Genomic DNA, 12,179 nt, shown 5'->3' with positions numbered 1-12,179 from the left:
TCGGCGTTCGGACGCGGTCCGCTCAGTAGGCGGAGTTGACGTTGTCCATCGAGCCGTACTTGTCGGCCGCGTAGTTGCAGGCGGCGGTGATGTTGGCGACCGGGTCGTAGATGTCCCAGGAGGTGCCGTCGACGTGGTACGCCTGGAAGGTCGGGGCGATCACCTGGAGCAGGCCCTTGGAGGGCACGCCGTTGATGGCGTTGATGTCCCAGTTGTTGATGGCCATCGGGTTGCCCGCGGACTCCCGGATGATGTTGCGGTGGATGCCGTCGTACGAGCCGGGGATGCCCTTGGCGGCCATGATGTCGAGCGACTGGCGGATCCAGCCGTCGAGGTTGTCCGCGTAGGTCTTGACCGGGGTCTTCGCGGCGACGGGCAGCGCGGCGCGGTCGGTGGACCGGCTGGCGGTCTGCTGCGCGGCGCGCTCCTTGGCGGCCTTCGCCTTCGCGGCGGCCTCGGCCTTCGCCTTCGCGGCAGCCTTCGCCTTGGCGGCGGCCTCGGCCTTGCCGGCCTTGGCGGAGGCGTCCGCCTGCTTGGCGATGGTGGCCTGCTGGGTCTGCGCCGCGGTGCCGACGGTGCTGCTGAAGGCGACCGGCTGGACGTGGGCGGCCGTGGCCTGTCCGGTGCTCTGCCCGGCCTCCGCGCCCGGTACGACGGTGAAGGCGAGGGCGGCGGCGCCGGCCGCGGCGATGCCGGCGGCAGAGAGCTTGTGGGTCCGCGTCAGGCGGTCAAGGCCGAAAAGGGCGTGCTTGGGCATGGCGAAGTAGACCTTCCGAAAAGGGGGACGTCGCAGGGAGCCGTTGGTGGCGGAGAACGCCGGGTGGGGACCGCGGCGCCGAGCGACGGGAGCCATTCTTAGCGGCCGTAAATTCGCCGGGCAACGAGGTGACATACGACCGGGAATAGTGGAACCGGGGTGCCGACTCCTGCGTCCCCCGGGAAAGAACCCCAGCTCATGAAGGTCTGTCGGGCGACTAAAGCCGGTCGTAGGTGACCTGTGCCCTATGGGTGGCGTCACACCCGGACAAGGTTTGCCTCGCCGGGTGTGATCGCAGTTGCACAGAACGTATGAGGCGAATGTGCCTCAGACCTCGACCAGGACCTGGTCAAGGGACTTTCGGATCAAATCCGGCACTTCGCACTTATCGGCGGGGTAGCCCACGGGGATCACGGCGAACGCCTTCTCGTTGGCCGGCCGCCCCAGAACCTCCTGCAGGAACCGCATCGGGCTCGGCGTGTGCACCAGCGCCGCCAGCCCCGACAGATGCAGCGCGGACAGCAGCATCCCGACCGCGATCCCCACCGACTCGTCGACGTAGTAGTGCTTGCGCTTGCTGCCGTCCTCGCCCAGCCAGTGCCGCTGCTGGAACACCACGATCAGATACGGCGCATCGGTCAGATGGGGCTTGACCTCGTCCGTCCCCAGCGGGCGCAGCGCGGCCAGCCACTCCTCGCCCAGCCGCCCGCCGTACGAGACGCGCTCCTCCTCTTCCGCGGCCGCCCGGATCCGCCGCCGCACCTCGGCGTCCTTGACCAGCACGAACGTCCACGGCTGCTGATGCGCCCCGGACGGCGCGGTCGCCGCGCAGGCGATGGCGTCCCGTACGACCTGCTCGGGCACCGGGTCGGTGGAGAACTGCCGCACGGTCCGCCTGCCGTCCATCCGCTCCCGCAGCTCCGCCGCGCGGGCGAGCGACTCCGCCGCCGGTATCCGCGCGGGGCGGTAGGGAACGCCTCGGTAGGGGTCGCCGTGGGTCGGGGTCCAGGTCCTCGTCGCTTCTGTCATGCGCCGAGTCTGGAACCCGGCGCGTCCCACCGGGGCGCGGACCGCCGAATCCGCCGACTTCGGCGCGATCCGCACCTCGGGGGAGAGGTGTTGGAGGGGGTGTGCACACAGTGCCCCTATATAGGGGACTAGAAGCTATTTGCCTCGAGTGCGAAAAATGACCGTTACGCCGGAAATGGTGATGGCTCGTCCTAGGTCCGCAGACCGAGGACCGGCGCGGCGGCGGACCGATACACCCCTCGCCGGGCGCCGGTACGGTGAAACGTATGACCAACGGACCGGGAGCCGGAATCCCCGCGGTGAGCAGCGCGATCCTCGCGATGAGCCGGCATCTGGAGGTGCGGGACGTCCTCAAGACGATCGTCGCCTCGGCCCGGGAACTGCTCGACGCCGAATACGCCGCCCTCGGCGTGCCCGACGATCACGGCGGCTTCGCGCAGTTCGTGGTCGACGGCGTCAGCGAGGAGCAGTGGAAGGCCATCGGCCCGCTGCCCCGCCAGCACGGCATCCTCGCCGCGATGCTCCACCACGCCACCCCCGAGCGCCTCGCCGACGTCCGCCAGGACCCCCGCTTCGGCGGCTGGCCCGCCGCCCACCCCGACATGTCCGACTTCCTGGGCCTGCCGGTCGCCGACGGCGACGAGATCCTCGGCGCACTCTTCCTCGCCAACAAGCGCTGCCCCAAACCGGCCGGCGGCTGCGGTTTCACCGCCGAGGACGAACGCCTCCTGGGCATCCTCGCCCAGCACGCCGCCATCGCCCTCACCAACGCCCGCCTCTACGAACGCAGCCGCGAGCTGACCATCGCGGGGGAGCGCGCCCGCCTCGCCCACGAACTGCACGACGCCGTCGCCCAGAAGCTCTTCTCGCTCCGGCTCACCGCCCAGGCGGCCACCGCGCTCGTCGACCGCGACCCGGACCGGGCCAAGTGCGAGCTGCACCAGGTCGCCGCGCTGGCCGCCGAGGCGGCCGACGAGCTGCGCGCCGCCGTGGTCGAGCTGCGGCCCGCCGCCCTCGACGAGGACGGCCTGGTCGCCACCCTCCGCTCACAGGCCCAGGTCCTCGACCGCGCCCACAGCGCCCGCGTCACCTTCGACGCCCAGGGCGTCCGCGCCCTGCCCTCCTCCCAGGAGGAGGCGCTGCTGCGCGTCGCCCAGGAGGCGCTGCACAACGCGCTGCGGCACAGTGGCGCCGGGCACGTCGAGGTCACCCTCACCCGGCACGGGCAGGGCGCACTGCTCCGCGTCGCCGACGACGGCTGCGGCTTCGACCCCGGCGCGGTCCGGACGGCCGGCCGTCACCTGGGCCTGGTGTCGATGCGCGACCGCGCCAACGGCGTCGGCGGCATGCTCACCGTGAAATCGGAGCCCGGCCAGGGCACCGCTGTAGAGATGGAGGTGCCCGGTGGCTGAGAACGCCGGAACCGGCAACCGAGACGAGCGGGCCGACGGCCGCGCGCCGCGCAGCGTCCCCCCGGGCGGCGCCCCCGCGCCCGCCGCCGAGGCCGCCACGGACCCCGCGGGCGGCACCGGCACCATCCGGGTGCTGCTGGTCGACGACCACCAGGTGGTCCGCCGCGGTCTGCGGACGTTCCTGGAGATCCAGGACGACATCGAGGTCGTGGGCGAGGCAGCCGACGGCACCGAAGGCATCGCCGCCGCCGAACGGCTGCGCCCCGACGTCGTGCTGATGGACGTCAAAATGCCCGGCACGGACGGCATCGAGGCGCTGCGCACCCTGCGCGAACTGGCCAACCCCGCCCGGGTGCTGATCGTCACCAGCTTCACCGAACAGCGCACCGTCGTCCCCGCCCTGCGCGCCGGGGCCGCCGGCTATGTCTACAAGGACATCGACCCGGAGGCGCTGGCCGGCGCCATCCGCTCCGTCCACGCCGGGCACGTGCTGCTCCAGCCGGAGGTGGCCGGCGCCCTCCTCACCCAGGACGAGGGGGGCGGCGGGCAGGGACGCGGCACCACGCTCACCGAGCGGGAGAGCGAGGTGCTCGGCCTGATCGCCGACGGCCGCTCCAACCGCGAGATCGCCCGCGCACTCGTCCTGTCCGAGAAGACCGTCAAGACCCATGTCTCCAACATCCTCATGAAGCTGGACCTCGCCGACCGCACCCAGGCCGCCCTCTGGGCCGTCCGCCACGGCATCGGCGCCTGACTCGCCCGCGGCGGCCGGCCCGGTACGGGGGACCGGTCCGGTACGCGGATCCTGTCCGGGCCGGGGCCACCGCGCACCCCGGCCCGGACCGGCCCTCACCCCCGCCGCTCCCGCTCCTCCACCGCCGCGTTGTACGCCGCGACCTGCGCCCGCCGGGCCGTACGCTCCACCGGACGCAGCGCCTCCGTGCGGGCCGCGATCTCCGAGGAGCTGACCGCGCCGCCGTGCTCCCGGCCGTCCCCGCCCGCGCCCCGCGCGATGGCGAGCAGCGCCCCCACCCGCTGCGCCAGCTCCAGCACCCGCACCGCACGCGGCGGATAACCGGGCGCCAGCACCTGCCGTCCGGCCTCGGCCCGCGCCCGGTACGCCGCCAGCGCGGCCTGCGCCACCGGCCCGGAACCGGCCACGTCCAGCCGCGTCAGCGCCTCGGTCGCCTCCCGCAGCGCCTCCGCCAGCTCCCGCTCCGCCTCGCCCAGCGACGGCACGTCGGCCGGCGGCGCCTCCCGTACCGGCAGGCACTCCCACACCACCTCGACATGCACATCCGGCCCGGAGCCGCCGTCCGGCCCCGCCCGGTGTATCTCCGGGATCAGCCCGACCCCGGCACCCGTGGCCAGCACCGCCTCCCCGGCGTCCAGCGCCCGGGCGTTGAACTCGGGCGGCCCGCTCAGCCCCAGGGGATGCCCCGGCGCGGGCAGCGCGACCCGCAGCCCCACCGCGCCCATCGCCCGCAGGCGGCCGAGCGCCAGCGTCAGCCCCACCGGCGCGGCCTCGCCCGGCAGGCCCCGCACCCGGTGCACGGCGTCGTCGTCCGCGATCCGCTCCGCGGCATCATCAAGCGAGACAAGTCCGGCCAAAAGGGCATTTCCCCATGCCGCCAGCCGTCCCGAACGAGGTTCATCGAGCATGGCCCCCAGCCTAGGGAACGGCACTGACATCGAGTGGCGTAGGTTTGCACGGGGGAGGCGCCCACAGGCGCACGTGACGACCGAGAAGCAATGGGAGACAGGGCACTCATGAGCGATGTGCTGGAGCTGGTGGACGTATCCGTGGTCCGCGAAGGGCGGGCTCTGGTGGACCAGGTCTCCTGGTCGGTGAAGGAGGGTGAGCGCTGGGTCATCCTCGGCCCCAACGGCGCCGGCAAGACCACCCTGCTCAACCTCGCCTCCAGCTACCTCTTCCCCACCCAGGGCAGCGCCACCATCCTCGGCGAACGCCTCGGCAAGGTCGACGTCTTCGACCTCCGCCCGCGCATCGGCATCGCCGGTATCGCCCTCGCCGAGAAGCTCCCCCGCAGCCAGACCGTCCTGCAGACCGTTCTCACCGCCGCCTACGGCATGACCGCCCACTGGCAGGAGAACTACGAGGACATCGACGAGCAGCGCGCCCGCGCCTTCCTCGACCGCCTCGGCATGACCGAGTACCTCGACCGGAAGTTCGGCACCCTCTCCGAGGGCGAGCGCAAGCGCACCCTCATCGCGCGCGCCATGATGACCGACCCCGAGCTGCTCCTCCTCGACGAGCCCGCCGCCGGCCTCGACCTCGGTGGCCGCGAGGACCTCGTCCGCCGCCTGGGCCGCCTCGCCCGCGACCCGTACGCCCCCTCGATGGTGATGGTCACCCACCACGTCGAGGAGATCGCCCCCGGCTTCACCCACGTCCTGATGATCCGTCAGGGCAAGGTCCTCGCCGCCGGCCCCCTCGACCTCGAACTCACCTCCGCCAACCTCTCCCGCTGCTTCGGTCTCCCCTTGATCGTCGAGCGGAACGGCAGCGACCGCTGGACCGCCCAGGGACTGCCCCTTTCCTGACGCTTTACGCCCTGTTCCCGCGCAGCGCCCCCGCCCTACCATGAAGCGGTGGACGCATGGGTGTGGTGGCTGATCGCCGCCGTGGGGCTGGGAATTCCGCTCGTCGTGACCGCGATGCCCGAGTTCGGGATGTTCGCGGTCGGCGCCGTCGCAAGTGCCGTCACCGCAGCGCTCGGTGGCGGCACCGTCATACAGTTCCTCGTCTTCGCCGCGGTCTCCGTCGCGCTCGTCGCGGTCGTCCGCCCCCTCGCCAACCGCCACCGCACCCAGCGGCCCGTCCTCGCCTCCGGCATCGACGCCCTCAAGGGAAAGAGCGCCACCGTCCTGGAACGCGTCGACGGCGCCGGCGGCCGCATCAAGCTCGGCGGCGAGATCTGGTCGGCCCGCGCCCTCGACGGCGACCGTGCCTACGAACCGGGATCCCAGGTCGACGTCGTGGAGATCGAAGGCGCCACCGCCGTGGTGATCTGACCGGAAAGCGTTGTGGTCATCTGACCGGAACGCGCTGACGACGCACCACGAGTCTGAAAGACTCGATCAACACCCAAGCCGGCCACGGCCGGAGGACCAGACGAAGGGCACGGGAGTCGCAGTGGCACCGATCATCATCGTCCTGATCATCCTGGTGGTGCTCGTGTTCATCGCACTCATCAAGACGATCCAGGTCATTCCCCAGGCGAGCGCCGCCATCGTCGAGCGCTTCGGCCGCTACACCCGCACCCTCAACGCGGGCCTCAACATCGTCGTCCCGTTCATCGACTCGATCCGCAACCGCATCGACCTCCGCGAACAGGTCGTGCCGTTCCCGCCGCAGCCGGTGATCACCCAGGACAACCTCGTCGTCAACATCGACACCGTCATCTACTACCAGGTCACCGACGCCCGCGCCGCGACCTACGAAGTCGCCAGCTACATCCAGGCGATCGAGCAGCTCACCGTCACCACGCTCCGCAACATCATCGGCGGCATGGACCTGGAGCGCACCCTCACCTCCCGTGAGGAGATCAACGCGGCGCTGCGCGGCGTCCTCGACGAGGCCACCGGCAAGTGGGGCATCCGTGTCAACCGCGTCGAACTGAAGGCCATCGAGCCGCCGACCTCCATCCAGGACTCGATGGAGAAGCAGATGCGCGCCGACCGTGACAAGCGCGCGGCCATCCTCCAGGCCGAGGGCACCCGCCAGTCCCAGATCCTCACCGCCGAGGGCGAGAAGCAGTCCGCCATCCTCCGTGCCGAGGGTGAGGCCAAGGCCGCCGCGCTCCGCGCCGAGGGCGAGGCCCAGGCGATCCGTACGGTCTTCGAGTCCATCCACGCCGGCGACCCGGACCAGAAGCTGCTGTCGTACCAGTACCTCCAGATGCTCCCGAAGATCGCCGAAGGCGACGCCAACAAGCTCTGGATCGTGCCCAGCGAGATCGGCGACGCCCTCAAGGGCCTCGGCGGCGCCCTCGGCAACTTCACCCCCGGCGGCGGCAAGGACCCGCTCGTCAAGACCCCCACGCCCCGCCAGGCACCGCCCATCGACTGACGCCTCTGCCCTCAGGGGGTGTCCCGCCGGTCACACCGACCGGCGAGGCACCCCCTGTTGCATGATCGGACGCATCCGCACCGGACGACCACGGGGGATCGCGTGACCACCTGGGAAGCACTCGCCGTCCTCGCCGCGGGCCTCGGCGCCGGGACCATCAACACCGTCGTCGGCTCCGGCACCCTCATCACCTTCCCGGTGCTGCTGGCCGTCGGACTCCCGCCCGTCACCGCGAACGTCTCCAACTCCCTCGGCCTGGTGCCCGGTTCGCTCAGCGGCGCCATCGGCTACCGCCGCGAACTGACCGGCCAGCGCCCCCGCCTCCTCCTCTTCGGCACCGCCGCCCTCCTCGGCGGCGCCACCGGCGCGGCCCTGCTCGTCGCCCTGCCGTCCGACGCCTTCGACGCGATCGTCCCCGTCCTCGTCGGCGTCGCGCTCGTCCTCGTCGTCATCCAGCCCCGCCTCGCCCGGGCCCTTCGCGCCCGCCGGTCCCGCAACGGCACCGCACCCCGCCGCCACGGCGGCCCCGTCCTCTTCACCGGACTGCTGCTGGCGAGCGCCTACGGCGGCTACTTCGGCGCCGCCCAAGGCGTCCTCTACCTTTCCATGACGGGCCTGGCGCTCGACGAGAGCCTGCAGCGGCTCAACGCCCTCAAGAACGTCCTCACGCTGCTCGTCAACGCCGTCGCCGCGGTGCTCTTCCTCTTCATCGCCCGCTTCGACTGGACGGCAGTCGCCCTCCTCGCCACCGGCGCGGCCCTCGGCGGCCGCATCGGCGCGACCATCGGCCGCCGGCTGCCGCCCGCCGTCCTGCGCGCCGTCATTGTCCTCGTCGGCGTGGCGGCCATCGTCCAACTCGTCCGCTGAGGCAGCCGTCCCGCGGAAGAGCCGGACGATGCCCACCCCCGCCCGGACGTCACGCCGCAGGCGACGCCCATCCCGGCAACTCCTCCCGGACGGACACCCCGAGCGCCGACAGCATCGCCTCCGCGGGCGTCGGCTCGAACGGCCGCCGCAACAGCCGCATCCCGGCCTGCTCCGGCGTACGGTCCGCCTTCCGGTGGTTGTCCTCGGCACAGGAAGCGACGGTATTCAGCCACGTGTCGCCACCCCCGTGCGACCGCGGTACGACGTGATCGACGGTCGTCGCCCGCCGCCCGCAGTACGCGCACCGGTGCTGATCCCGCACCAGCACGCCCCGCCGCGACCACGGCGCCCATCTTCGGAACGGCACCCGTACGTACCGGCTGAGCCGGATCACCTGCGGCACCGGCATCTCCACCGAAGCCGCCCGGATCCGCAGCCCCGGATGCGCGTGCTCGACGACGGCCTTCTCCTGCATCACCAGCACCACGGCCCGACGCGACGTCACCGTCGACAGCGGCTCGAAGCTCGCGTTGAGCACCAGCGTCTCGCGCATCCCGCCCACCTCCCGGACCGTTCGCCCCCGCGGCGAAGTGGCTCCACTGTGCAGGGGAAGCATTTCCCGCCACAACGCAATTTCCCCATGCCACAAGGGAAATGACGGGTAATCGGCGAGGGAAGGGAAGGCGACCCGCCCGGGTGCGCGAAAGGCCCGGAACACCACGGGCGACCAGGACGTACGACATCCCGGAAACGGCCCCGGCACAGGGCCCGCAAGGAGAGCGAAGGGAAAAGGGGGAGTGCGCCCCGGATCCCACCCCCGTGTACCACCCGGATCCGGAGCGTACGGCGACCGGCGAGGCGACCGGGCGCACCACGCGCCCGGCCCCCGGCGAGCGGGGGCGACACACCTGCGCCCCGGTGCTCCCGCGTGGCGGTACCGGCTGCCCGGCGGCCCGAACGAGCCGCCGACCGAAACCACCCTGCGTGCGAGGAACACCGGGGCGCAACGCAATTACGGGCTCAGCCCTCCGCGGGCACCTCGTACTCGGCCACCAACTGGGCCCGCCCGAGCGTGTGGAACCGCAGATTGAAACCGACCACCGCGGGCGACGCATCGCCGTCGGGACCGAGCTTCTCCTGGTCGACGGCGTACACCGTGAAGACGTACCGGTGCGGACCGTCCCCGGGCGGCGGCGCGGCACCGCCGAAGTCCCGCGTCCCGTAGTCGTTACGGACGTGGACCGCGCCCTCGGGCAGCCCCGGCATCGCCCCGGACCCGGCACCCGCCGGCAGCTCCGTCACCGACGCCGGGATGTCGAACACCGACCAGTGCCAGAAACCGCTGCCGGTCGGCGCATCCGGATCGAAGCAGGTGACGGCGTAACTCTTCGTCCCCGCGGGCGCACCCTCCCACCGCAGCTGCGGCGAGCGGTTGCCCTCGGCGTACACCTGCGCGGAACCCAGCGTCCCGCCCGGCGCCACCTCGTCGCTCGCCACCGTGAACTCCGGTACCTGCGGGTGGAAATCGTGCGGGAGCGGCCGCCGCTTCAGCTCGGACACCTCGACACCTCCTGGTCGCTTGCTGACACCTGTCGGGCCAGGTTAGAGCCAGTTCCGCTTCCCGCCGACCTCGGCCAGCCAGTGGTTCAGATACCCCGCCCAATCGGTCTGCTGGAAGTCGTGCAGCCCCACCGTGAACGACCGGTACGTGTCCGACCCGTCGCTGATCAGCCCGCCCTTCTTGTCCATCTCCAGCACCACGTCCATCTCCCGGTCGTCGGCGACGAACGACAGCTCGACCTCGTTGAGCCCGCGGTACTGCTGCGGCGCGGAGAACTCGATCTCCTGATAGAAGGGCAGCTGCTGCCGCGTCCCCCGGATGTGCCCCTGCTCCAGATCCGCCGCCTTGAAGCGGAAACCGAGCTGCCCGAACGCGTCCAGGATCGCCTGCTGCGCCGGAATCGGGTGCACGTTCACCGGATCGAGGTCCCCGGAGTCCACCGCCCGCGCGATGGCCAGCTCCGTCGTCACCCCCACGCTCATCCCGCGCAGATGCTGCCCGAGGAACGTGGTGATCGGCGTCTCCCAGGGAATCTCCAGCCCGAACGGAACGGTGTGCGCCGCACCCGCCTGCACCTGGAACGCCCCGCCGAGCTGCACCGAAGTGAACTGGACGTTGCGCTTGACCTCCTCCTCGCCGCTCTCCACCTCGACGCGCGCCTGCAATCCGACCGACAGCCCCTGGATGTCCTGGGCCACCGACCCGCCCTGGATCCGCACCTCACCCTGAACGACGCCACCGGGCACGACGTTCTCCTCGAAGAGAACCGTCTCCACCGACGCGCCTCCGGCCCCCAAGCTCGCCAGCAGCTTCTTGAACCCCATGTCCGTCCTCCCCAGGCCGACGCCTGACCTCACTCCGGCAGCCGCGATCACGGCTCGCCTGCTGTCAACGGAAACCGGCGGCAGCCGGTTCCCCCGCCCTAGCCTCCCAAGGGCGCCCATCCGCACCGCGCCGACCCCCTCCCCACTGCACTACTCTCGGCGCACATGACCGACGTACCGGAACGTATGCCGCTCACGCATGCCTTCTTCGACCGTCCCGTCCTGGAGGTCGCCCCCGATCTCCTCGGCCGCACCCTCGTGCGCACCACCCCGGACGGCCCGATCGAACTGCGCCTCACCGAGGTGGAGGCATACGCCGGCGAACGCGACCCCGGCTCCCACGCGTACCGCGGCCGCACCCCGCGCAACGCCTCGATGTTCGGCCCGCCCGGCCATGCCTACGTCTATTTCATCTACGGCATGTGGTTCAGCCTGAATTTCGTCTGCGGCCCCGAGGACCACGCGAGCGGAGTCCTGGTACGCGCCGGCGAGATCCTCACCGGCACCGAGCTGGCCCGAGCCCGCCGCCCCAAGGCCCGCCGTCCCCACGAACTGGCCCAGGGCCCGGCCCGCCTCGCCACCGCCCTCGACATCGACCGCACCCTCGACGGCACCGACCTCTGCACCGGCCCCGGCGCCCCCCTCTCCGTCCTCCACGGCCGTCCGCCCGCCCCCGAGCTGGTACGGAGCGGCCCCCGCACCGGGGTAGGAGGTGACGGCGCGGCCCATCCGTGGCGCTACTGGATCGAGGGCGAGCCGACGGTCAGCCGCTACCGCCCGCACGTACCGCGCCGCCGCCCCGCCAGGGCTACGTGACGCACACCGCAGCTCCTTGACTCGGGGCACCGGAACGTCTAACGTGGCCCGAGCCGCTGGAGATGGGCAGCGCTATCTGCGCAGCCGGACGGCGGCACCACCACTACTCAGGCTGGATTCTCCCTAACGGGGCCACTTTCGCATTGCCGAAATTCGACCGCGTTGCTCAATTATGAGTCAACCGGGAATTCCGCTAAAGTAGCGACTCGCCAAGGCGCCGCAAACGAAAGTAAGCAGCCCGAGGCAAACCCCTCCGACGGGTAATCGGAAGCGAATTCGGGCCGGAAACGGCGAGAATCGGATCTGATAGAGTCGGAAAAGCCGGAAAGCGAAAGCCAGACGGCAAACCCCGCTCCAACAGGGGGCCGGAAACGCCCAGCGGATCTGGTAAGGTTGGAACCGCGGAAAAGCCGAAAGGCCGGACCGCGCCGGCGAAAATCAGAACCGAAAGGATCTGATAGAGTCGGAAACGCAAGACCGAAGGGAAGCGCCCGGAGAGCCTGGTGAAACAGGCACAAAGGAAGCGTCCGTTCCTTGAGAACTCAACAGCGTGCCAAAAGTCAACGCCAGATATGTTGATACCCCGTCTCCAGCATCACGCTGGGACGAGGTTCCTTTGAAAGCCCACCGCACCCACGGGTGACGGTGGCACACACAGCGAGGACGCTGTGAACCGAGGGACTATTCCTCTCTCGGTTCCGCTCCCGTGTGTGTTGACCCGGAGTACCGGGAAACATTCACGGAGAGTTTGATCCTGGCTCAGGACGAACGCTGGCGGCGTGCTTAACACATGCAAGTCGAACGATGAAGCCGCTTCGGT

The 12,179-nt window shown here is 71.0% G+C and carries 13 protein-coding genes and 1 rRNA gene; 8 read left to right on the top strand and 6 right to left on the bottom strand.

Annotated features, from left to right (window positions below; all coding sequences use genetic code 11):
* Positions 1 to 22: 22 nt before the first annotated feature.
* Together ABT345_RS00070 and ABT345_RS00065 are read right to left on the bottom strand one after the other, a co-directional pair.
* Positions 23 to 757: a transglycosylase SLT domain-containing protein gene (locus tag ABT345_RS00070; RefSeq protein WP_345082615.1), complete on the bottom strand. Its 735-nt coding sequence runs from the start codon at positions 755 to 757 to the stop codon at positions 23 to 25.
* A gap of 327 nt (positions 758 to 1,084) precedes the next feature.
* Entirely contained in the window at positions 1,085 to 1,786 is a 702-nt protein-coding gene (locus ABT345_RS00065) for a nitroreductase family protein (RefSeq protein WP_345082613.1), read from the bottom strand.
* 266 nt (positions 1,787 to 2,052) lie between these two features.
* Here ABT345_RS00065 and ABT345_RS00060 point away from each other — a divergent pair, with 266 nt between their 5' ends.
* Complete coding sequence (locus ABT345_RS00060) at positions 2,053 to 3,198, top strand: GAF domain-containing sensor histidine kinase (protein ID WP_345082611.1); 1,146 nt, start codon at positions 2,053 to 2,055, stop codon at positions 3,196 to 3,198.
* Positions 3,199 to 3,322: 124 nt separating this feature from the next.
* Positions 3,323 to 3,952: a response regulator gene (locus ABT345_RS00055; protein ID WP_345085013.1), complete on the top strand. Its 630-nt coding sequence runs from the start codon at positions 3,323 to 3,325 to the stop codon at positions 3,950 to 3,952.
* A gap of 95 nt (positions 3,953 to 4,047) precedes the next feature.
* Here the strand turns inward: ABT345_RS00055 and ABT345_RS00050 are convergent, their stop codons facing one another.
* Positions 4,048 to 4,860 (bottom strand): Rv1486c family protein, encoded by an 813-nt coding sequence (locus ABT345_RS00050; protein ID WP_345082608.1) that lies wholly within the window; start codon positions 4,858 to 4,860, stop codon positions 4,048 to 4,050.
* 108 nt (positions 4,861 to 4,968) lie between these two features.
* On the opposite strand from ABT345_RS00050, the gene ABT345_RS00045 reads away from it, so the two are divergent.
* The 4 genes from ABT345_RS00045 (at position 4,969) to ABT345_RS00030 (ending at position 8,158) form a co-directional block, all read left to right on the top strand.
* Positions 4,969 to 5,763, top strand: a complete 795-nt coding sequence (locus ABT345_RS00045; RefSeq protein WP_345082605.1) for an ABC transporter ATP-binding protein — start codon at positions 4,969 to 4,971, stop codon at positions 5,761 to 5,763.
* Between the two features lie 60 nt (positions 5,764 to 5,823).
* The gene (locus ABT345_RS00040; protein WP_345085010.1) at positions 5,824 to 6,234 is read left to right on the top strand and encodes an NfeD family protein; all 411 of its coding nucleotides are present in this window, start codon (positions 5,824 to 5,826) and stop codon (positions 6,232 to 6,234) included.
* Positions 6,235 to 6,355: 121 nt separating this feature from the next.
* Complete coding sequence (locus tag ABT345_RS00035) at positions 6,356 to 7,291, top strand: SPFH domain-containing protein (protein WP_030289488.1); 936 nt, start codon at positions 6,356 to 6,358, stop codon at positions 7,289 to 7,291.
* A 102-nt stretch (positions 7,292 to 7,393) separates the two neighbouring features.
* On the top strand, positions 7,394 to 8,158 hold the full coding sequence (locus ABT345_RS00030) for a sulfite exporter TauE/SafE family protein (protein WP_345082600.1): 765 nt from the start codon (positions 7,394 to 7,396) through the stop codon (positions 8,156 to 8,158).
* Between the two features lie 49 nt (positions 8,159 to 8,207).
* On the opposite strand, the gene ABT345_RS00025 is transcribed toward ABT345_RS00030, so the two are convergent.
* The 3 genes from ABT345_RS00025 to ABT345_RS00015 form a co-directional block, all read right to left on the bottom strand.
* A complete protein-coding gene (locus tag ABT345_RS00025; RefSeq protein WP_345082598.1) occupies positions 8,208 to 8,711 on the bottom strand; it encodes an HNH endonuclease in 504 nt (167 codons plus the stop codon).
* Positions 8,712 to 9,178: 467 nt separating this feature from the next.
* Positions 9,179 to 9,718 carry a YbhB/YbcL family Raf kinase inhibitor-like protein gene (locus ABT345_RS00020; protein ID WP_345082595.1) on the bottom strand — a complete coding sequence of 180 codons (540 nt, stop codon included), beginning with the start codon at positions 9,716 to 9,718 and terminating at the stop codon, positions 9,179 to 9,181.
* Between the two features lie 42 nt (positions 9,719 to 9,760).
* A complete protein-coding gene (locus tag ABT345_RS00015) occupies positions 9,761 to 10,543 on the bottom strand; it encodes a sporulation protein (RefSeq protein ID WP_345082592.1) in 783 nt (260 codons plus the stop codon).
* Between the two features lie 165 nt (positions 10,544 to 10,708).
* On the opposite strand from ABT345_RS00015, the gene ABT345_RS00010 reads away from it, so the two are divergent.
* On the top strand, positions 10,709 to 11,359 hold the full coding sequence (locus tag ABT345_RS00010; protein ID WP_345082589.1) for a DNA-3-methyladenine glycosylase: 651 nt from the start codon (positions 10,709 to 10,711) through the stop codon (positions 11,357 to 11,359).
* A gap of 736 nt (positions 11,360 to 12,095) precedes the next feature.
* A 16S ribosomal RNA gene (locus tag ABT345_RS00005) occupies positions 12,096 to 12,179 on the top strand; the annotation flags it as partial.

Source organism: Streptomyces sp. NPDC000404, assembly GCF_040300365.1.
Lineage (GTDB): Bacteria > Actinomycetota > Actinomycetes > Streptomycetales > Streptomycetaceae > Streptomyces > Streptomyces ramulosus.
The sequence above is the reverse complement of the archived record's forward strand: the minus strand, read 5'-3'. Positions and strand labels throughout refer to the sequence as shown.

Coding starts and splice junctions, on each gene's coding strand:
- ABT345_RS00015 (WP_345082592.1), bottom strand. CDS start 10,543: ATGGGGTTCAAGAAGCTGCTGGCGAGCTTGGGGGCCGGAGGCGCGTCG.
- ABT345_RS00060 (WP_345082611.1), top strand. CDS start 2,053: ATGACCAACGGACCGGGAGCCGGAATCCCCGCGGTGAGCAGCGCGATC.
- ABT345_RS00010 (WP_345082589.1), top strand. CDS start 10,709: ATGACCGACGTACCGGAACGTATGCCGCTCACGCATGCCTTCTTCGAC.
- ABT345_RS00070 (WP_345082615.1), bottom strand. CDS start 757: ATGCCCAAGCACGCCCTTTTCGGCCTTGACCGCCTGACGCGGACCCAC.
- ABT345_RS00025 (WP_345082598.1), bottom strand. CDS start 8,711: ATGCGCGAGACGCTGGTGCTCAACGCGAGCTTCGAGCCGCTGTCGACG.
- ABT345_RS00045 (WP_345082605.1), top strand. CDS start 4,969: ATGAGCGATGTGCTGGAGCTGGTGGACGTATCCGTGGTCCGCGAAGGG.
- ABT345_RS00050 (WP_345082608.1), bottom strand. CDS start 4,860: ATGCTCGATGAACCTCGTTCGGGACGGCTGGCGGCATGGGGAAATGCC.
- ABT345_RS00065 (WP_345082613.1), bottom strand. CDS start 1,786: ATGACAGAAGCGACGAGGACCTGGACCCCGACCCACGGCGACCCCTAC.